This is a genomic window from Natrarchaeobius oligotrophus (genome assembly GCF_003841465.1).
Taxonomy (GTDB): Archaea; Halobacteriota; Halobacteria; order Halobacteriales; family Natrialbaceae; genus Natrarchaeobius; species Natrarchaeobius oligotrophus.
Genome location: NZ_REFZ01000001.1, coordinates 135,267 through 155,174, shown reverse-complemented (window position 1 = coordinate 155,174; position 19,908 = coordinate 135,267). Strand labels below are relative to the sequence as shown.

Below are 19,908 nucleotides of genomic sequence, written 5' to 3'. Positions count from 1 at the left end.
CTCGTGGAAATGTGTCTCGTCGCACTCGTCGACGGACCGACATGGCGTGACACCGTCATCGATTCTGCCCGGGATACTGCGGCGTGCCCCTCCCTGTTTCTCGACGAGGACTGGATCGTCATCGATACCAACAGTATCGAAGAACTCAATCGAATTCGGAAACGAAGTCTTCGGCGAGTTCGCCAGCGAGTTCCCCACCGGTAAGCCAGGTGATCTGATCGGTGTCGAACCCGTATTGTGGAAGTAGCGATTCTGCCGCTTCGCCAAGTGGAATATCGTTCGTTACGATCGTGATCCGATCAGCGGTGTCGTTGAGAAGCATTTCGAGCGCCAGACCCACAATTTCCGTATCCGCTTTTTCGACGGCATCTTCTGTTCGATCGCTGGCACTCGCGATGAAGCTCCGCGCCTGATCCATCACGTTCGAAACCTCCGAGATCGAATAGGATGGACTTTCGGTGACCTTCATCCATCCCTCCTGGAGTGCTTCGTCGACGGCTGCATCATCGGCGGTATACTCCTCGAAAGCTGGATCGCCGGTCACTTCGGCATACACCTGTGGCGAGATGCGGAAGACGGTATCGCGCTGACGGGCTTCACGGGCCAGCGCTTGGAAGCGTGTGCTCTCCCGCCGTCCACAACTAATGAGGACCGACGAATCGATGAAAACGACGTCTCTGTCGCTTTCCATACCGATCAGTCCTCAACGACCGGCCGTAGTGCATCCAGAATGACACCCGCCTCCAGGGGCGAGATCTCCTGCTCGCGAGCCATGATGTGATGTGTAACCGATCCGTCGACGTATTCCTGCGCGTATTCGATCGCAACGGCGAGCCCGTCCAATCCGTGGCGATCGATGTACGTATCGATGTCCTCGTCCCGCGTTCGACGGGCAATCGCCTCGACCAACTCCGGCGTGATTCGCCGTTTGGTATCGTCTTCTACCAGTTGGAGGTCGATCTCCTGAGCCGTATACTCCGCCGGTCGGCCCTCGTTTGACTGGTCGATGAAGCCTGCGGCTTCAAGGTCGTCGACGTATTCGTAGACTGTCCGCTGCGGGAGATCGAGCGTCTCGACAATCTCCTGAATTGTCGTCGCCGGATGGTGACGGATATAGGTATATATCCATGCTTTGCGAGCGTTTCCGAGGAGTACAAACGCCTCACCGCCAGTATCGAGCGGGGTATCCCAGTTCGATTCTCTCGTTGCCATCCTTAGTAGCGAATTGCACACAAGATGCAATAAGGGCTTCGGCAACGTTGTTCACCCTGTCGGCCAGGTACAATTCCAGCGCGGTTTCCGGTTCGATCGGTTCGAGACTCACGGCACTGTGAGTGCGAATCAGAGCCCAGAACCACCTATTTCAGATCGCCAATTTCTATCGCGTCAGAGCCTACAAGGGACTTAGTTCACCACGTGACCGAGAGCTGCAGAGTGTAAAGCACCGATCTCAACATCCAGGATTCGTCACAGACTCGATCTTTGGGTTGAGATACCGCCAACTTGGATGTTTGATCGAGGCAGGAGTAGTTAGGGTCGGTCATCCCGACCGGGATTCGCTCCGCAATTTGGGCACTCGTTGCCCGCTTCGCGAACTTCCGAAATCGTGAGTTCGTACCCGCAGTTGGAACAGTCCATACTCTGCCCTCTGGTTGGCGAACCTCTGTAAACGCTTTCTCGTCGCGTCAGGTATCCGTGTGATCGTCGTCCGATATCGTCTTCTCCGGTAGAACGTTGCGCCAGCATTATGTTGCTGCACGGAGTGGTTTGCTCCGACGAATCCCATGACGGAGGCGACCCCCATCACGCGACGTGATGGACTCGCGCGCGAAGCGGACGGCTTCTTTATAAGGAAGTCGACGCCGTCGTGTGACTCCTGAGCGTCACGCGGCAGGATGGGCGCTGCAGGATTTGAACCCGCGACAACTTGGTCCGAAGCCAAGCACTCTGTCCAGACTGAGCTAAGCGCCCTCACCTCTCCGTTTCCGTCGGCTCCGTATAAGTCACTCGATTTTCAGCCATATAGCCACCAGTGAACACACTATTCGGCCCGCTCTCCTCGAGCGACCGCTGGCAGTTCCCACCGGCTGAAAATGACGGGCAAGGGTCTTTGGAGCGCGGTGCGAAGGATGGGTATATCATGACGGTGAACGAGGCCCCCGTTCCGGAAGACGGCCAGGCTGGAGGTGCACAGCTCGAGTTGCTCACCGACGACGAGGAGGTGTGGACGGCGGTTCCCGTCGACGCATCCGGCGACGAACGGGTGAGTAAGTGGCTCTCGATCGACGGAGACTCCCTCCGCGATCTCGAAGAGTGGCGATAGCGGTCTCGAAAGCGCGACCGTCGTAACCGAAGCGCCGTGATCGGTCGATTCCGACCGGTTTCTCGAACCGACGGCTTCGATCGTCGAAGGACGATGGATTTCAGTCCGGAGCGGCGCCCGGACGGCGGATACCGGTCGCGTGACGGATCGGACGGTTTAACCGCCCGCGCTGAGCAGGTCCGTCCGATGTCTGCGTCGGAGACGATCCGGGGATTGCTCGAGTTGACGCGGCCGGTAAACGTGATCGCGGCGAGCGTGTTGACGTTCATCGGCGCGTTCGTCGCCGGGGGCGTCGGCGCGTTCCCGCTCGAGGTCGCGGCGGCGGTCGGGGCGACGGGGCTGGCGGTCGGTGCCGGAAACGCGATCAACGACTACTTCGACCGGGAGATCGATCGGATCAACCGGCCCGACAGGGCGATTCCGCGCGGGGCCGTGAGTCCGCGCGGGGCGCTGATCTTTAGCGTCGTTCTGTTCGCCGCGGCGGTCGGGTTAGCGCTTTTGCTTCCGGCGCTTGCGGTCGCGATCGCGGTCGTCAACCTGATCGCGCTGGTTGCGTACACCGAGTTTTTCAAGGGACTGCCGGGGCTGGGCAACGCGCTGGTCGCGTATCTCGTCGGGAGTACGTTCCTCTTCGGTGCCGCCGCAGTCGGCGAGGTCGGCCCGGCGGTCGTTCTTTTCGTGCTCGCCGCGATCGCGACGGTGACGAGGGAGATCGTCAAGGACGTCGAGGATATCGACGGCGATCGCGAGGAGGGACTGAACACGCTGCCGATCGCGATCGGCGAACGGCGAGCGCTCGAGGTCGCCGCGGGCTTGCTCGTCGTCGGGGTGATCGCGAGCCCGATCCCGTATCTACTCGGGTACTTCGGCGTCGCGTACCTGCTCGTCGTGATTCCAGCCGATGTGATCATGCTCTATGCGGCCTACGAGAGCTTCGAGGACCCGTCCGCTGGACAGTCTCTGCTCAAATACGGCATGTTTCTGGCGGCGCTCGCGTTCATCGTCGGCCGAGCCGCCGTATGGGTCGGCGGCTGAACGGCGAACCGGCGGCGACGAACGCGCCGCCGGAGAACGCGATCGTTTCGAAGATGCTGCCCGGGGTCGTGATGCGTTTCGAAGACGCCGCTCGAGGTCTCGTCTCCACGTGCTGGTCGTTCGCAGGCGACGACGTAATCGACTGACCAGGTAGCTAATCAAAAGTACTATATGCGGGATACGCTACTTTCTTAGCAGACAGCAGCGTAGACAGCGGTACCACCGGTGGCTGGCAACACGCTGTCGACGGAAGTGAGTGTTTCGCATGTATGATCTCGTAGATGTCGTTCCGGACGCCGAGATCGATCCCGGAACGAACGTCCTCATCGCGGGTCCACCGATGACGGGAAAGCGACAAATTGCGTTCGACATCCTCGTCAGCGGTGCGAGCAGGGGGGACGGCTCGATCGTCGTGACTACCAAAGACAGCGCGGAGAAGGTACTCGAGGAGTTTTCAGGGGCTGTCGAAACGGGAGAGCCTGACGTCGGCGTCGTCGACTGCGTCACGAAACAGCGCGGGATCGGAACCGTCGACGACGACCCTCGCGTAAAGTACGCGTCCTCGCCGATCGACATGACGGGAATCGGAATCAAGCTCTCGGAGTTTCTCCAGGAGTTTTACGAGACACGCGGGGTGACCGAAAACCGGGTGCTTCTCCACTCCGTGTCGACGCTGCTCATGTACTCCGATCTGCAGACGGTCTTTCGCTTTTTACACGTGTTCACGGGGCGGATCCAGAGTGCGGACGCACTCGGGATCTACATCATCGACTCGACCGCTCACGACGACCAGACGATGAACACGCTCAAACAGCTGTTCGACGGGGTCATCGACGTAACCGACGGCGACGGAGACGAACCGGAGATCACGACGGCGGGAATCCCGTCCTGATCGTGAAGATAACGCGGAATCGAGAGTTCGGCACCTGTCGGCGAAACCAACTGTTGGTAACCGCCGGAGATTTCACGCCGGCGTGTGTACGTCGGCCCATGGCAGTCGAATCAGACTCCGAGATTCGAGACGTCCTCTCGCTCGAGACGGTCGCCGTCGTCGGGTGCTCGAGCACGCCGGGCAAGGCGGCACACGACGTTCCGGCCTATCTTCACGATCGGGGATACGACGTGATCCCGGTCAACCCGTTCGCCGACGAGATTTTCGGTCGATCTGTGCCGGACTCGCTCTCCGAAGTCGACGCGGAGGTCGACGTCGTCTGTATCTTTCGTCCGAGCGAAGAGGTTGGCGACGTCGTCGACGAGGCTCTCGAGCGTGACGACGTTCGGGTGATCTGGACTCAGCAAGGGATTCGCGACGACGACGCGGCGGCGCGGGCCGAGCGCGACGGTCGAATCGTCGTTCAGAACCGGTGTATGAAAGTCGATCATCGGCGACTCGTCGCGTAGTTGGGGGCGCGAGCGGGGGTGTAGCACCGCTCGGTCAGGTCACCGACAGAGACTTACCCGCAAGAGATGTACGTGGTATCAGTACCCATGTGTGACCGGTTCGGGAGCTGTTCGAACGACGGGACCTGCCAACTCGTTCTCAGGAACCGGAATACTGGGATGGAGCTCGTCGAGTATCATTGCAAGGCCCATCTCGTCCTTCGCGTCTGGGAGGCCGAACGCGACGACGTCCTCGAAGTCGTCGACGCCAGAACGCTCGGGCGGTCGTCTTCGCCGTCGGACGCGTTCGAGTCGACGCGACAGAACGCCGAGTCGCCAATCGAGCCGCTCACGCCGGACGAGTAACGCGATACCCGACCACGACCGGACGCGACGGTCGTCGCTCGCTTTCTATCCCGTCCACTCCTCGAACGATCGGTAGACACCCTTCGAGAGGTAGCGCTCGCTCGAGTCGGGAAAGATCGTGACGACCGTCGCGGCGGGTACATCGAGGTCGCCGTTCGCGATCCGTTCGGCGACGCGGTTGGCGGCGACGCTCGCTGCGCCGGCGCTCGAGGCGACGAGGTGTCCCTCCTCGCGGGCGAGACGCGTCAGTTCGGCGTGTGCGTCCCGATCGGAGATCGAGTAGACCGCGTCGACGAGGTCGGGATCGAACAGTTCGTTCGTATTCGGATCGTGCGTTCCGATCCCCTCAATCTTGTACTCACCTTCCGTTCGGCTTTCACCCACGAACTCGCCGTACAGCGATCCTTCGGGTTCGACCGCGCCGACGTGCGTCGACGCCTCCTGCTCGAGCGCGTAGCGGGCGACTCCCATGAGCGTTCCCGCGGTGCCACAGCCGGCGACGATCGCACCGACTTCGCCGTCGAGGGCGTCGTAGATCTCGGGGGCGGTGGTCGCGTAGTGCGCTTCGGTGTTGAGCGGGTTCGAAAACTGCTGGGGGACGACAGCGTCGTCGAGTTCCTCGGCGAGTTCGTGGGCGCGGTCGATCGCACCGCCCATTCCGGCGTCGGTGGGCGTGTTGACGATCTCGGCGTCGAGTGCGGCCATCAGCTGTTGTTTTTCCACGCTGAACCGTTCGGGAACCACGAAGATCGCATCGAGTCCGAGCTGCTGGGCGGCGATGGCGAGACCGATACCCGTGTTGCCCGCGGTCGGCTCGATCACGGTTCCGCCGGCGGACAGCTCCCCCCGCTCGAGCATCCGCTCGAGCATGTACCGGCCGATCCGATCCTTCACGCTCGCACCCGGGTTGAACGACTCGAGTTTCGCGTAGATCCTGACGCCGTCGGGCGCGTTCTGGATGCGAACCAGCGGCGTTCGACCGATCGTCTCGAGCACCGAGTCTAACGGTCGCTCGTGGGTCGTCATCGTGTTGGCAAATGTTGCCACTACTGTTAGGTCTTGCTGTTGGGGCGACGCGGCCGTCCGTCGAAAACGAGTCGACGCGAACGCCGCCTCTCGGGCGAGCGAGCGCCGACAGAGCCTACTCCGCGGCCGACTCACCCGCGTCGCGTTCGGCGTCCTCGATCGGCGACTCGTCGGCGGCTTCGTCGTCGCCGTCGAGTTCGGCCTCGTCGATTGCCGCCTCGGCCAGGATCTCCTCGCCGTCGATGTCGTGTTTCTCGGCGATCGCGAGCAACAGCGCGCGCTGTTCGGAGAGCTGGTGGTCGAGTCGCTTGACCGTGTCGTGGGTGTCGTCCATCTCCTCTTCGAGCCCGACGATGCGCTGTTGGAGTTGCTGGACTTGCTTGTACATGGCCTCGGCGCGGTCGGAGAGGCCCTGAATTTTCTTTGCCGTGCTGCCTAGTCCCATACGAACCGAATGGGGCGTCCGACTAATGGGCCTTTTCCTTCCACGGTGGTTTCCGGTGTACGGATTCCTCGATCGGTCGCGGACGGTACGGGCGTGACAGAGGGGATCGTATACCGTGTGGAAAGCGGGTACGACGAACCGCAAACAAACGCCAGACGGACCGAGGTGAGAGCCGTGTGGCGGTCCAAGCCTGAACTGATGGATGAAATCGATGGCGGTCGACCGATTTCACTCATCAGTCGACGCTTGGAACGGTACATGGTGCTTCGACCGACGACGCCCAGCACGTGGAGACGAGGCCTCGAAATGCCGTCCCGCCTGTTCGGACAGTTCGGCGGAGCGGACTTCGGCGAGAGCCGCGGACGGAAGAAACGTACCACCGCCGGTTCCGACTTCCCAGATCCGTCGACGACGAGGTCGACGCGATCGCGAGCGAGCACGGGAGCGGCGTCGGCGACTCGAGCGTCGGAGAACGGGTCGTTTCCCGACTGCTGGCGAACTCGGCGGTCTCGAGAAAGGTGTCTGATACGGGCTGTCGTCCGTCGGTTCCGGCACGATGGAGTCTGCGGTTGTCTCGGTAGATCGAGCCAGTACGAACCAGGTTCGTCCAGGTCGATCTGTGCTGGTCGTCCAGCAGAGACGTGCAAAGACGAACGTGGTCGAACGACCACGAAGGGCGATCGTCGATCCGCCAGACACGAAAACCGACCGCCGGACGGCAGGCCAACCGCCAAGAACGATAGTTCGGGACGATGACGGGGTCCGTATGTCCGGGACGCGACGGTCGACCGGGCTACAGCACCGGTGGATCGCGGGTGAGCAGCCGTGGTGAAACTGACGCGGCGTCTCGCGGTGTACGTGGGTTCGCTGTTCCTGTTGATCGGCATCTACACGCTCGCGTATCGGTGGGGTATGGCGACCTACGAGGGGGAGTCTCGAACCTGGTATCAGTCGCTCGAGATCGTCGTCCAGTCGATGACGACCACGGGATACGGCCAGGACGCTCCGTGGGAGACGCTCCGGATGACCGCGCTGGTAGTGCTGATACAGGTGACGGGGATCGCCTACATCGTCGTCGCTATCCCGCAGTTCGTCGTCCCGTGGCTCGAGACGCTCGTCGAGCCTGCACCGCCGACGGAGATCGATCACCTCGAGGACCACGTGATCGTCGTCGGCTACACGAACCTCTGTGATACCCTCGTCGACGAACTCGAGGCCAGCGGGACCCCGTACGTGATCCTCGAAGGGGACGAAGATCGCGCTCGGACGCTCCACGAGGAAGGGTTCAGGGTGCTCTACGGCGATTCCGATTCCGAGAGCGCGCTCGAGGCAGTCGGTCTCGCCGACGCGCTGGCCGTCGTCATCGACGCGACTGAACGCGATACCGTCAGGACGACGCTCACGATCGAAGCCCGCGACCCCGAGGCGACGGTGCTCGCACTCGTCGCGGATCCCGAAGACGCGAGATACTTTCGGTACGCCGGCGTCGACGAGGTGCTCTCGCCGAGACACAGACTCGGCAAGGCGCTTGGCGATCGGCTTCGAGACGTCATCAGCCCCGATCTCGAGACGGTCGAACTGGGCGCGGACCTCGACATCCACGAGTTTCCCGTCGAACCGGGTTTGGATCTCTTCGGCGAACCGATCGCCGCCTCCCGACGGCTCGAGCGGACCGGAGCGACGGTTCTCGGTGCGTGGGTCCGAGGGGACTTCGTCACGACGCTTTCCGAGGGCGTCACGGTCGACGAGAACACGTCGGTGCTCGTCGCCGGAACCGACGCGGAACTCGAGGCGGTCGCGGAACGAATCGGAACGCCGGGGGTCCGATACAGGATGTCGAGTGGCCCCGTCGTGGTCCTCGGTGGGGGGCTGGTCGGTACGACGGCACGCGGAACGCTCGAGCGAGACGGCGTCGACACCGTTTCGGTCGCCCCCGACTCGGGAGAGGGAATCGACGTCGTCGGTGATTCGACCGACGAAAAGACGCTACTCGAGGCCGGGATCGACGAGGCCGAGACGGTGATCGTTGCGCTCGAAGCCGACGACGACGCGATTCTCGCGACGCTTGCCGCTCGAGCCATCGCCCCGGACGTCGAGATCATTGCCGGGGCGGTCACCGGAGCGAGCGTGAACGCGATCCGAACCGCTGGTGCGGATTACGTTCTCGCCTTGCCCAACGTGGCTGGACGCATGCTCACGATGCGGATCTTCGAACACGAGGTCATGACGCTCGAGGATCGATTGCACCTCGTCGAAGTCGACGCACCCGAACTCGTCGGTGAGGAACTGTCGGCGGCCGAGATCCGTCGAGAATCGGGCTGTACCGTCGTCGCACTCGAGCGCCGAGGGGAACTGGAAACCGACGTCGACGGAACGGCCTTTCGAGGGGACGATCGGTTGCTCGTCGCGGGGACCGATCACCAGCTCGATCGGTTCCGAGAACGGTTCGGAGACGAGGGGCAAACGGAGTGATGCGTGTATCGACGATCACGAGTGACGAACGGAGTGATCGGGTGTGGACTGATGTGTGTTGACGATCGGTGACGATCGTCGCCCGCCGCCGCTGGTTCGATGGGTAGACAGTCGCGTTTTTCTGACGGTGCCAAGGAAAATACGTGTACTCGCCCTACGAACGAGTATGGGCGAGGAATCGGAGTTCGATCCGGAGGCCCCCGAAGAACGCGAGATCGGCCGGGAGATGGTCGATCAGAGCACCGGCCTCGGCTCCGTCGCGGCACACCTCTACAGAGGCGAGATGGAACGAACGGTCGAGTGGCGCAGCCGTCTCGATACGACGACCAACTGGGCCGTCACGGTGATGGCGGCGATCGTCGCCTACGCGTTTTCGGGGGAAGTCTCACACGCCGTTATCCTCGCCGGCGCGATCATGGGGACCGTCTTCCTGTTCATCGAAGCGCGCCGATTTCGCGATTACGACATCTGGCGATCGCGCGTTCGGGTCCTTCAGGAAAATCTCTTTGCGAACGCGCTCGATCCCTCCGAGGGTATCGAGCACGACACTTGGCGGGCGGACCTCAGCGAGGATTACCGCGATCCGTCGCCGAAGATCGGCTATCGCGGCGCGTTCAGCCATCGTCTCAGGCGGGTCTATCTGCCGCTGATGACCGGCGTCCTGGTCGGCTGGGTGTTTCACGTCTGGGCGTTCAATCCCGACGAACCGTTCCTCGAGAGCGCCGGATTACCCGGCGTGAGCGGAATCGTCGTCGTCACCGCAGTCGCAGTCTTCTACGTTACGCTCGTCGTCCTCGCCGTGCCGCTGTCGGCGAAAGAGCGCGGCGAATCGGGCGAGGCAGAACACGGCGACCTCGAGTGAGACGGATCGTCGCTTTCCCTCCCGGTACGTCCGCGACCCGCCCCGGCGGCCGGAATTGTCGGACGATCGCCCGTGCAAGGGTGACGGGGCGAACGGCAGGCGCTTCAAGGGCCCGGTGAACGCGAATCGGTGACGGACCCTCGAGTCGTCGTCCGATTCTCACCCGAAAGCGTCTTGCGGAGACGAAAGGTCCTTAAGTTCCAACCGTCTACGATAGATCGGATAGGTCGGGCAGTTTGGCCCTGCTCACAACCCGCGCTATGGTCATCAGCGGGGACCGAACGCCGCGGGCGTCCGGTCAGACCGACCGGGGCCCCGGGAGCCAACGTGGAAGCCTCGTCCGTCGGGGGCAGCGGTCCACGGTGGCCGTCCGCAGGGACGACCCATCGTGGTTAACCGGCGACAGCCCATCAGGCGCGGAAGCGAGCAGTGGACCGCCGGACACCTGTCGCTCGACGGGTCGCGGGGTGGAGAAGGCAACCGGGATTCCCCCGGTCGGAACGCCGGGCAACCGTGGCCCTCCACACTCATACTTCGTACCGAACGATTTCGTACTCGAGCGACTGCGCCGTTCACCGCCTGATGCGGTCTGCTGTCGCGATGTACCGGAGCGACCGCCGGATGGCTCGCTGCCGCGCCGGAACCACCGGACAGCAGTCAGTACGAATCGACGACGACCGATTCGAGGTGACCGCGCGAGAACTGTCAGGACTCCCAGCCGTACCGGTCCGGATCGCGAGCCGCGAGCGCCGTCCGGACGGCGGCGACGTTTTCGGGGACGTCGTGGACGCGGACGATATCCGCCCCGCGGTCGGCGGCGATCGCGCTGGCGGCGACCGTCGCCTCGAGGCGCTCGTCCGCACGACAGCCCACGTGGCCGAACATCGACTTGTGCGAGTGGCCGACGAGAACCGGACAACCGAGCGCGCGAAACTCGTCGACGCGACCGAGCAGTTCGAAGTTCTCGCGAGCGGACTTTCCGAAGCCGATGCCGGGATCGACGACGATCTGCTCCCGATCGAGACCCGCCTTCTCGGCCAGCAACACCCGCTCCGTGAGCTGATCGATGACGTCCTCGACGACGTCGTCGTAGCTCACCTCGCGATCCGGCACGACCGGCGCGTCGATGCTGTGCATCAGGATCAGCCCCGCGTCGTGGTCCGCGACGACGAATCGCATCTCGGGATCCTCGAGCCCCGAGACGTCGTTGACGACGTCCGCGCCGGCCTCGAGGGCGGCGTCGGCGACCGCGGCTTTGCGGGTGTCGACCGAGAGCAGGGCGTCTGCCCCCTCGAGTCGTTCGATCACAGGGACGACGCGGTCGATCTCTTCGGCGATCGGGACGGGATCGGCGCCGGGCCGGGTCGACTCGCCGCCGACGTCGATCACGTCCGCGCCCGCCTCGATCATCTCCTCGGCCCGGGCGACGGCGTCCGGTACGGCGTCGTACGCGCCGCCGTCGTGGAAGCTGTCGGGCGTGACGTTGAGAATACCCATCACCGCCGTTCGATCGCGCCACGGGAACCGCGTCGAGTGGCCCCCGTCGTCGATCTCGATCGCGGCGCGAAGCTCCCGTGCGACGTCGTGGAGTCCGTCCCCGCGGTCGGACGACGGATCCTCGAGCGCCTCGGTCAGTCGACGCAACTGCGCGAGCGTTCCCATGAGAACGGCGTCGATTCGTTCGTCGTCCCGCGTACGCGTCGAAAGCGAGCACTCGCCACCCAGACGCAACAGTTCGCGCTGCAGCCGACGGGCCTGTCGAGCCCGCAGATTCGTCTTCACGACCCGGTGGACCGCGTCGGCGTCGGTCCGACGAATTTCCCGTTCGTCGACGTCCGCACCCGCGAGCGCGTTGCGGGCGTCCTCGAGGTCGCGGATTCGCTTGGGAATCCCCGCGCTCGTCCAGCGCGAGCGCGCCTCCGCGACGGCAAACAGCGAGCCGGTGACGAGCACGCAGTCGTCGCCGTCGGCCCCCGTGAGCGCGATCTCGAGGGCGTCGCAGACGTCGGCGTTCGTGCGAACGTCCGTCGCGCCGGCCTCCTCGAACACCCGCGCGAGCACGTCCCGGTCTTCGGCGCGGTCGAGCGGCGGTTCGGCCGCGATCACCGTCTCCGGCGTCGGCAACGCCGCGGCCATCTCGCGGTGATCTTTGTCGTGCATCGCGCCGAAGACGACGTGCAGGTCGTCGTAGGCGTACGTTTCGAGCGTTTCAGCGAGCGTCTCGCAGGCACCGGGGTTGTGCGCTCCGTCGAGGACGATCAACGGATCGGTGTCGACGACCTCGAACCGGCCCGGCCAGTGGGCGCTTCGGAGCCCGCGCTCGAGCGCCGGCTCGGAGACGTCGGCGACCTGTCGGGCGAGGACGGCCGCGATCCCCGCGTTTTCGGCCTGGTGTCTGCCGGGAAGCGGAACGTTCGTCTCGACAGTCCACCCGTCGGCGCGAATCGAGACCCCCGCCTCCGTGTGGTTCGTCCGACCCCGGTAGTCGACCCGGACGTCGGACTCGTCGTCGGTGCCGACGGTGACGACCTCGCCCGCGACCTCGCACACCGCCTCGAGGGCCGATCCCGTCACGCCGGTGACCAGCGGCGCGTCCGAGGGAGCGACGTGGGCTTTGTCGCGGGCGATCGCCTCCTCCGTGTCGCCGATGATTCCCGTGTGCTCGAGGGTGACGCTCGTGACCGCGCTCGCGATCGGATCGACGACGCTCGTCGCGTCGTACCGGCCGCCGATCCCGACCTCGAGGACGGCGACGTCGACGTCCTCGCGGCCGAAGTGCCACAGCGCCAGCGCCGTCATCGTCTCGAAGAAGGTGGGCGACTCGCTGCCCGCACCTCGTTCGATCACGTACTCGCGGACGGCCTCGACGTACTCGCGGACGGCCGACCGGGGAATCTTCCGGCCGTCGACGCGGACGCGTTCGCGCAGATCCTCCAGGTGTGGAGAAGTGTAGAGTCCGACCGACAGTCCGTCCTCGCGGAGGGCCCGCTCGACCATCCTGGCCGTGCTCCCCTTCCCGTTGGAGCCGGCGATCTGGACGCAGTCGATCGAGTCGTGGGGGTCCTCGAGGTGGGCGAGCAGCCGCGCGGTCGACTCCGTCCCCGGTTTTGGACGGAACCGCCGAAGATTGAAGAGGAAGTCCGCCGCCTCGTGGTACTCCATACTCGAACCACAGAGTCCGATCGCTTTAGGGTGTCGGACTCTGCCGGATGAGGTGCTCACGTCGTTACGTTCCGTCGCCGACGGCGAACCGACCGCCGTCCCAGCCCCGAACCCTCGACCGCGCCGCCCCCTCGAGCACCCAGGCGATCGCGAGGACGATCGCGTACGGACCGAACAGGAGAATGTGGACGGGGCTGTCGGTAGCGGCGAACACCTCGACGACCAGAAAGTACGGGACGAGCGCGAACAGGACGACCGGCGAGACGATTCCTCTGGTGAGCACCGCCGCGAGCGGAACGGCGGCGACCGCGATGGTGACGACGAAGACGCCGACGGACGCGACCGGCGGACGGATTCCCGCACGGAGTACCAACAGGGTGGTCCCTGCGGCGACGATCGACGCGACGCCGAGAACGATCGCGACGAGCGCCGGGCCGGAAAGCGGTAACTGCGGGAGGTTCCGCAGTCGCCGATCACCGACGCCGTACCCTCGTCGGATCGCGAACTCGAAGACGCCGACGATCAAAAGCACCGAGAACCAGACGTACCACGCGTTCGCGTAACTCGAGACGTACGTCGGTCCGTCGACAATCACGTACCCCTCGAGTTGGCTCCACTCGGGACGAGGCGTCGTCACCTCCGCGTACGCGGTCCCGACGAGAACGGCGAGCAGACCGACGAGCGGCGTCACCAGCCGCGTGAACGCGGAGACGAACGCCGCGACGAAGCCGAGGACGAACCCCGTCGCGACGAGCGCGGCGACGGCCGTCGGGGACTCGAGTGCAGGATAGCCGCCGCTGGCGTAGAGCGCGATCACGACGGCGACGTTGACGAAGCCGACGACCGATCCGATCGAGATCGACGTCCAGGAGGGACGACTCACGTTCGAGCGTTCGGATTCGAAGTCGATAGCTCTTGTTCTCGACTAGACGACGCGAGAAAACCCGGAACCGATCCCGGCCCCGAGCTCGCGACGCCGGATCAGTCGTCGTCCGTCGCCGACTTCGCTTTCGTTCCGTCGGTCTCGAGCGCGACCTCGATTTCAGCCGCTGCGGCCTTGTACTCGGGAATCTTCGCCCGGTCGTCGAGGACGTCGTTGGTGAGTCGGTTCGCGGACGCGGCGGCGAAGTGCGGCGTCGTCCAGACCACGCCCTCTTTGGTCGCGTCGGTTACCTGCGCGACGACGTCGATCTCGCCGCGTCGAGAGGTGAGTGTGACCCCGTCGCCGTCTTCGATTCCGTACCGCTCCGCGTCGGCGGGGTGGACGTCGACGAAGTTCTCGGGCGTCTGCCGGTTGAGCGTCGGCGACCGCCTGCTCATCGTCCCCGTGTTGTAGTGTTCCTCGAGGCGGGCGGTCGTCAGGATCAGCGGGTACTCGTCGTCGGGCGTCTCCGCCGGCGGCGTGTGCGTGACGCCCTCGATGTGGGCGAGTCCGCTGTCGGTGTCGAACGTCTCGGCGTAGAGGTAGGGATCGCCCTCGTCGCCGGGTTCGTAACACGGCCAGTGCAGACCCTCTTCGCCCAGCGCGTCGTAGGTCATCCCGTGGTAGATCGGACACACCTCCCGCAGTTCCTCGAAGGCCTCCTCGGGATCGTCGAAGGCGAACCCGTCGTCGTCGAACAGTCGGCTGCCGACCGCCGAGAGGATCTCGAGGTCGTGTTTCGTGTTCTCGTGGACCGTCTCGACGCCGCGCATCCGCTGGACGCGCCGGTCGGTGTTGGTCACGGTGCCGCCGCGTTCGGCCCAGGTCGTCGCCGGAAGGATCACGTCGGCGTACTCCGCCGTTTCGGTCATGAAGATGTCCTGGACCACCAGAAACTCGAGTTCACCAATCCGCTCTGCCACGCGGTTCGCGTCGGGTTCGGACATGACCGGATTCTCGCCCACGACGTACAGCCCCCGGACGGAGTTGCCGAACTCGTGTGAGATCTCGACGTTGGTCAGTCCCGGCTCGGACGGGACATCGAAACCCCAGACCTCCTCGACCGACTCGCGGGCCTCGTCGTCGTCGACCGGCTGGTAGCCAGGTAACACGTTCGGCATCGCGCCGACGTCACAGGTGCCCTGAACGTTGTTCTGACCGCGAAGCGGGTTGACGCCCGTGCCCGGCCGACCGACGTTGCCCGTAATCAGCGCCAGGTTGATCTCGTTCTGGACGTTGTCGACGCCACAGCGGTGCTGGCTCATCCCCATGCCGGTGAAAATCGCCGCGTTGTCCGCCGACGCGTAGGTCTCGGCGGCGCGTTCGATCTCCTCGAGCGAGAGGCCACACTCCTCGGCAGCCGCTTCCTTGTCGAAGTCCTCGAGCGTCTCTTTCAGGTGTTCGAAGCCCTCGGTTCGCTCCTCGACGAACGCCTCGTCGATCCATCCCGCTTCGTCTTCGTGTTTCTCGAGGATCGTCTTGATGACGGCGTTCAAAACCGGGATGTCGGTTCCGGGATTCAACTGGAGGTGCTGGTGGCGGTCGGTGTCGTCGATCTCGAACGATCGGGTCGTCTTGTTCGCGTGGGGATCGACCTGGACGACCGTCGCGCCCTCGAGTACCGCCTGTCGGAAGTACTGGCTGTTGGCGATCGGGTGTTGCTCGCCCGGGTTCGCCCCCTGGATCCAGAACACGTCCGCCTCCTCGCGGAGGTCGCGCATGCTGTTGGTCATCGCACCCGCACCGAGGCTGGTCCGCAGCGCCCAGACCGTCGAGGCGTGACACATCCGCGTGCAGTTGTCGACGTTGTTCGTTCCGTAGCGCCGGGCGATCTTCTGCAGCAGGTAGTTCTCCTCGTTCATCGTCTTCGACGACCCGAAAAAGCCCATCGCGTCCGGACCGTACTCCTCGCGGATGCGCTCGAGTTCGTCGACGACGTACTCGTAACACTCCTCCCAGCTCGCCTCGCGGAACTCGCCGCCCTCCCTGATGAGGGGGTCGGTCAGCCGATCTTCGTGATCGACGACCTCCGTCGCCGCGCCACCTTTGATACAGATCCGTCCCTCGTTGACCGGAGCGTCTCCCCACGGTCTGAACTGAACGTCGCCCGGCTCCTCGCCCTGTTGGACCTGGATTCCACACCCGACGCCACAGTACGGACAGATCGTCTTGACCGGCTCGCGTTGCTCTCCTGACATACTCGTGACCCTCGGCGGTCGAACCGCGTCGGACGTACCCACGACGCCCGTGTGCATGAGTCTTACTGACACACTCCCTCGACGACGGGACGGTCAGTCGGCGGTGAACGAAGCGGCCGGGTACGACGAGGACCGTCGCATCTCGACGGCGGGGGTCGACGACGCGACGGACGTCGGTCCCGTGGGAAGGTTGACGGTCGGTCGCGTGGAATTGCCGTCGATGGAACTTTCGCGTTCGCTCGTCGAATCAACCGCTCGAGAGTACCGGGAGCGAGAACCGCTGTTCCTCGTCGAACAGGAAGGGATCGAAACGCTGCCCGCCGCCCTCGAGTCGGGCGAGTTCGGCCGGCGGGACGCGGCCTGGATCGTCAGGTGGTACTACCGCCGCTTTCTCGGCGACTACCCCGACGAAAAGCGCCGGGAGGCCGAAGAAGCGTTCCGGACCAACGACTTCGACGACGTCAGAGACGCGATCGGCGACGCACTCGAGGCGACCGACGCTCGAGCGGCGCTGGATGCGCTGACCCGGCTCGAGGCCGTCGACGTTCCCGTCGCCTCCGCGTTTCTCACCTTCGCGGATCCCGACGTCTACCTCGCGGTCGGTCCGCGCGAGTGGGCGGCGCTTCGGGACGCCGGCGAACTCGCCGACCCCTACCCCGACCCGCCGACGCCGGCCGACTACGAGACCTACCTCGAGCGCTGTCGCTCGCTCGCCGACCGGTTCGACTGCGAACTCTACGCGCTGTATCGTGCGCTCTGGCGTCTCTCCGATCGAACGGATCCGTCGTGAGCGGAGCCGTTCGGCCCGCGATCGGACCGACACCGTACTCGAGCGTTGGAACTCGACGAGTCGTGATCCGACGGTGGCCGCGGCTCACCATCGAGCCGGTGTGCGCGAATCAGTCGCGTTACTCCTCTTTCCAGTCACCCGGTTCCTCGCCGTATATTTCCCCTTTCGCCCGTCGATCGTGAGGCCAGACGGCGACGGCGAACAGACCGAGATAGAACGCACCGAGCGCGGTCGCGATAACTAGACCGTGGACGCCCGGCAGTTCCGCCGCCTCCGTCCACTGCGTCTCGGGAGTGAACAGCGTCACCTTGGCGATCCAGGCGATTCCCAGCACTGCAAACAGGAGCGCGTAAATTCGTCGAATTCGTCGGGATAACGCCTCCCACGAACTCACCTTGAACGTCGGAAACCGGAGGTCGTCGCTCAGCTCCTCGCGCCACCGCGGATGTTCGACGCCCACCGGCTCCAGCGCGTTCGCGAAAACGTTCTCCTGGAAAAACCGAACGCGCGCCCGGTACAGATCGTAAAACCGGTACCGCCTGACCTCGTACCACAGGAAGATGCCGAGGACGAACACGCCGACCAGAAGCAAGTAGGCGGGCATCTCCGGACTCGAGAACACGACGGAAAGAAGCGCAGCCATCACGGTGATCGCCCAGTTCGTCGTTCGATCGATCCGGTCCTGGGCGCTGTTCACCTGGGCTACTTCGCCCCGGTAGTAGTGCGGAAGGGCGGTGAGGAGCGTCTCGGGATCGTCCGCGACTTCGGCTCCGATCTCCTGGTCGCCCTCGTCGAGCGGACTATCGCGATGGCCGCCCGCTGCGTGTGAGCGATCTCGACGGTCGTCCTCGAGGGTCATAGGAGACGGTCCACGACGATTTCAATAGTACCACCGCGTTCCACGACGAACTGATGCGGTCTGTCGTAACGGTTTCCGGTGCAACCGCAGGTCGGCCGGAGGTGCACCGCTAACGGCTTCCAACAGTCCGTACGAAACGGGCCGGGCGCGATTGTGAACTACGCACAGAAATGCTCGCTTCGCTGCGCCTTTCTGGTCTACTTCAAATCGCTCTGGCCGCTTTGCTCCTCACGAAAGTGTTCGTCGCAAAAGCGGGCCGGGCGCGATTTGAACACACGGTCGGACGTGCTCACTCCGTTGCGCGCGACCTCCCTGCGTTCAAATCGTGCCTGCCGGTTCACTCACCGCCTCGTTGCCACTCGGCGGTTCGTTGCACGGGCCGGGCGCGATTTGAACACGCGACCGTCTGATTAAGAGTCAGACGCTCTGCCTAACTGAGCTACCGGCCCTCACGTCGAAATTTTCGACGGGCGGTGAAATACGTTTCCCTTGGGTGCCGGCGTGTGAGACAGCGCCACGCGCGCTCGAGATCTCGAGTCGTTCGCTGGTTTCGACCGACATTTTCGGAACGTACCAATCTTCGGGAGCGTTAAGTGTGGCCGGTCCGAGAACACGATTAATGAGTACGGGGGTTACGATCTCGTCGATATCCAACTACGCGATTCTCGGGTGCGGAAGCGTGGGGTACGCGGTCGCGGAGGAACTCGTCGAGCAAGGAAAGGACGTCCTGATCGTCGACCGGGACGAGAGCCGCGTCGAATCGCTTCGCGATCAGGATCTCGACGCGCGGACCGCCGACATCCGCGAGCCGAACGCCGCCGAACTGGTGGCCGACCGCGACGTCGTGTTGATCCTCGCGTCCGACGTCGAATCGAACAAGCGCGCCGTCGAGCACATCCGGGAACGAAACGACGATCAGTTCGTCGTCGCGCGGGCGAGCGATCCGGTCTCCGGGGACGAACTCGAGGAGTTCGGCGCCGACATCGTCATCAACCCGTCGTCGGTGATCGCCGAGTCCGCGCTGCGCGCGCTCGAGTCCGGCGAACTCGAGTACAACGCCGGCAAGCTCGCCCAGCTGCTCGAGGAGACCTCGTCGCGGCTGGCGATCGTCACTCAGGACAGCCCGGATCCGGACTCGATCGCCAGCGCGGCCGCGCTGCAGGCGATCGCGGACCACCTCGGCGTCGAGTCGGACATCATCTATCTCGGCGACGTCGGTCACCAGGAGAATCGCGCGTTCGTCAACCTGCTCGGCATCGACCTGATCCAGTGGGACGAGATCGACGATCACGCCGTCTACGACACCGTCGCGCTCGTCGATCACGCGACGTCGACCGAGATGGACATGCCCGTCGACGCGGTGATCGACCACCACGAACCCGACGCCGACTACGAACCCGAGTTCGTCGACATCAGGCCGAACATGTCCTCGACGTCGACGATCATGACGAAGTACATCCAGGAGTTCGACATGAACGTCTCCGAGGAGGTCGCCACCGCGTTGCTGTACGGCATCCGCGCGGAGACGCTCGATTTCAAACGCGACACCACCCCCGCCGACCTCACCGCCGCCGCCTACCTCTATCCGTTCGCGAACCACGACACCCTCGAGCAGGTCGAATCGCCGTCGATGTCCCCCGAAACCCTCGACGTCCTCGCGGAGGCGATCACCAACCGGGACGTCCAGGGGAGCCACCTCGTCTCGAACGCCGGACTGGTCCGCGACCGCGAGGCGCTGACCCAGGCCGCGAGCCACCTGCTGAACCTCGAGGGGGTCACCACGACCGCGGTGTTCGGCATCGCCGAGGAGACGATCTTTCTCGCCGGCCGCTCGAAGGACATCCGGATCAACATCGGCAAGGTGTTAGACGATGCCTACGGCGAGATGGGTGAGACGGCGGGCCACTCGACGCAGGCCAGCGCCGAGATTCCGCTCGGGATCTTCACCGGGATCGAGATCTCGGAGGATACGCGGGATACGCTCCTCGAACTGACCGAAGAAGCGGTCAAGCGGACGCTGTTCGACGCGATGGGCGTCGACGGTTCGGAAGGATCGAACGGGAGCTAA

17 protein-coding genes, 2 tRNA genes, 1 other RNA gene and 1 pseudogene are annotated in these 19,908 nt (G+C 64.3%); 11 read left to right on the top strand and 10 right to left on the bottom strand.

Going from position 1 to position 19,908, the window contains the following annotated elements; genetic code table 11:
* Window positions 1–145: 145 nt before the first annotated feature.
* The 3 genes from EA472_RS00825 to EA472_RS00815 all read right to left on the bottom strand — a co-directional run bounded on the left by EA472_RS00825 (window position 146) and on the right by EA472_RS00815 (window position 1,971).
* Window positions 146–691: a hypothetical protein gene (locus EA472_RS00825; protein WP_124189624.1), complete on the bottom strand. Its 546-nt coding sequence runs from the start codon at window positions 689–691 to the stop codon at window positions 146–148.
* A 5-nt stretch (window positions 692–696) separates the two neighbouring features.
* Window positions 697–1,212: a DUF7437 domain-containing protein gene (locus tag EA472_RS00820; protein ID WP_124189623.1), complete on the bottom strand. Its 516-nt coding sequence runs from the start codon at window positions 1,210–1,212 to the stop codon at window positions 697–699.
* 684 nt (window positions 1,213–1,896) lie between these two features.
* Window positions 1,897–1,971: transfer RNA gene (locus EA472_RS00815), tRNA-Arg, on the bottom strand.
* 169 nt (window positions 1,972–2,140) lie between these two features.
* Here EA472_RS00815 and EA472_RS00810 point away from each other — a divergent pair.
* From EA472_RS00810 to EA472_RS00790, 6 genes and pseudogenes are all read left to right on the top strand, one after another.
* Entirely contained in the window at window positions 2,141–2,323 is a 183-nt protein-coding gene (locus EA472_RS00810; protein ID WP_124189622.1) for a DUF7511 domain-containing protein, read from the top strand.
* 186 nt (window positions 2,324–2,509) lie between these two features.
* A complete protein-coding gene (locus EA472_RS00805; RefSeq protein ID WP_124189621.1) occupies window positions 2,510–3,358 on the top strand; it encodes a geranylgeranylglycerol-phosphate geranylgeranyltransferase in 849 nt (282 codons plus the stop codon).
* Window positions 3,343–3,504 (top strand): hypothetical protein, encoded by a 162-nt coding sequence (locus EA472_RS22290; protein WP_165874781.1) that lies wholly within the window; start codon window positions 3,343–3,345, stop codon window positions 3,502–3,504. The genes EA472_RS00805 and EA472_RS22290 overlap by 16 nt, the downstream gene beginning before the upstream one ends.
* Window positions 3,505–3,623: 119 nt before the next feature.
* Window positions 3,624–4,250 carry an RAD55 family ATPase gene (locus EA472_RS00800; protein ID WP_124189620.1) on the top strand — a complete coding sequence of 209 codons (627 nt, stop codon included), beginning with the start codon at window positions 3,624–3,626 and terminating at the stop codon, window positions 4,248–4,250.
* A 98-nt stretch (window positions 4,251–4,348) separates the two neighbouring features.
* Window positions 4,349–4,759, top strand: a complete 411-nt coding sequence (locus EA472_RS00795) for a CoA-binding protein (RefSeq protein ID WP_124189619.1) — start codon at window positions 4,349–4,351, stop codon at window positions 4,757–4,759.
* Window positions 4,760–4,846: 87 nt separating this feature from the next.
* Window positions 4,847–5,032, top strand: a pseudogene (locus EA472_RS00790) (hypothetical protein); the annotation flags it as partial.
* Between the two features lie 117 nt (window positions 5,033–5,149).
* Here the strand turns inward: EA472_RS00790 and EA472_RS00785 are convergent.
* Window positions 5,150–6,130 (bottom strand): PLP-dependent cysteine synthase family protein, encoded by a 981-nt coding sequence (locus tag EA472_RS00785; RefSeq protein ID WP_124189617.1) that lies wholly within the window; start codon window positions 6,128–6,130, stop codon window positions 5,150–5,152.
* A gap of 115 nt (window positions 6,131–6,245) precedes the next feature.
* A complete protein-coding gene (locus EA472_RS00780) occupies window positions 6,246–6,575 on the bottom strand; it encodes a DUF5798 family protein (protein ID WP_124189616.1) in 330 nt (109 codons plus the stop codon).
* 828 nt (window positions 6,576–7,403) lie between these two features.
* Here EA472_RS00780 and EA472_RS00775 point away from each other — a divergent pair.
* From EA472_RS00775 to ffs, 3 genes are all read left to right on the top strand, one after another.
* On the top strand, window positions 7,404–9,047 hold the full coding sequence (locus EA472_RS00775; RefSeq protein WP_343205496.1) for a potassium channel family protein: 1,644 nt from the start codon (window positions 7,404–7,406) through the stop codon (window positions 9,045–9,047).
* A 166-nt stretch (window positions 9,048–9,213) separates the two neighbouring features.
* Window positions 9,214–9,909, top strand: coding sequence for a DUF2270 domain-containing protein (locus EA472_RS00770; protein ID WP_124189614.1), 696 nt, complete (start codon window positions 9,214–9,216; stop codon window positions 9,907–9,909).
* Between the two features lie 215 nt (window positions 9,910–10,124).
* Window positions 10,125–10,437, top strand: an RNA gene (gene ffs, locus EA472_RS00765) — signal recognition particle sRNA.
* A 177-nt stretch (window positions 10,438–10,614) separates the two neighbouring features.
* On the opposite strand, the gene folP is transcribed toward ffs, so the two are convergent.
* From folP to fdhF, 3 genes are all read right to left on the bottom strand, one after another.
* Entirely contained in the window at window positions 10,615–13,071 is a 2,457-nt protein-coding gene (folP, locus tag EA472_RS00760; protein ID WP_124189613.1) for a dihydropteroate synthase, read from the bottom strand.
* 64 nt (window positions 13,072–13,135) lie between these two features.
* Window positions 13,136–13,954, bottom strand: coding sequence for a hypothetical protein (locus EA472_RS00755; protein ID WP_207891103.1), 819 nt, complete (start codon window positions 13,952–13,954; stop codon window positions 13,136–13,138).
* A 98-nt stretch (window positions 13,955–14,052) separates the two neighbouring features.
* Complete coding sequence (fdhF, locus tag EA472_RS00750; RefSeq protein WP_124189611.1) at window positions 14,053–16,191, bottom strand: formate dehydrogenase subunit alpha; 2,139 nt, start codon at window positions 16,189–16,191, stop codon at window positions 14,053–14,055.
* Window positions 16,192–16,411: 220 nt separating this feature from the next.
* Here fdhF and EA472_RS00745 point away from each other — a divergent pair, with 220 nt between their 5' ends.
* A complete protein-coding gene (locus tag EA472_RS00745; RefSeq protein ID WP_124189979.1) occupies window positions 16,412–16,981 on the top strand; it encodes a hypothetical protein in 570 nt (189 codons plus the stop codon).
* A 118-nt stretch (window positions 16,982–17,099) separates the two neighbouring features.
* Here the strand turns inward: EA472_RS00745 and EA472_RS00740 are convergent, their stop codons facing one another.
* The gene (locus EA472_RS00740) at window positions 17,100–17,840 is read right to left on the bottom strand and encodes a DUF2270 domain-containing protein (protein ID WP_124189610.1); all 741 of its coding nucleotides are present in this window, start codon (window positions 17,838–17,840) and stop codon (window positions 17,100–17,102) included.
* A 375-nt stretch (window positions 17,841–18,215) separates the two neighbouring features.
* A tRNA-Lys gene (locus EA472_RS00735) sits at window positions 18,216–18,289 on the bottom strand.
* 170 nt (window positions 18,290–18,459) lie between these two features.
* On the opposite strand from EA472_RS00735, the gene EA472_RS00730 reads away from it, so the two are divergent.
* A complete protein-coding gene (locus EA472_RS00730; protein WP_124189609.1) occupies window positions 18,460–19,908 on the top strand; it encodes a DHH family phosphoesterase in 1,449 nt (482 codons plus the stop codon).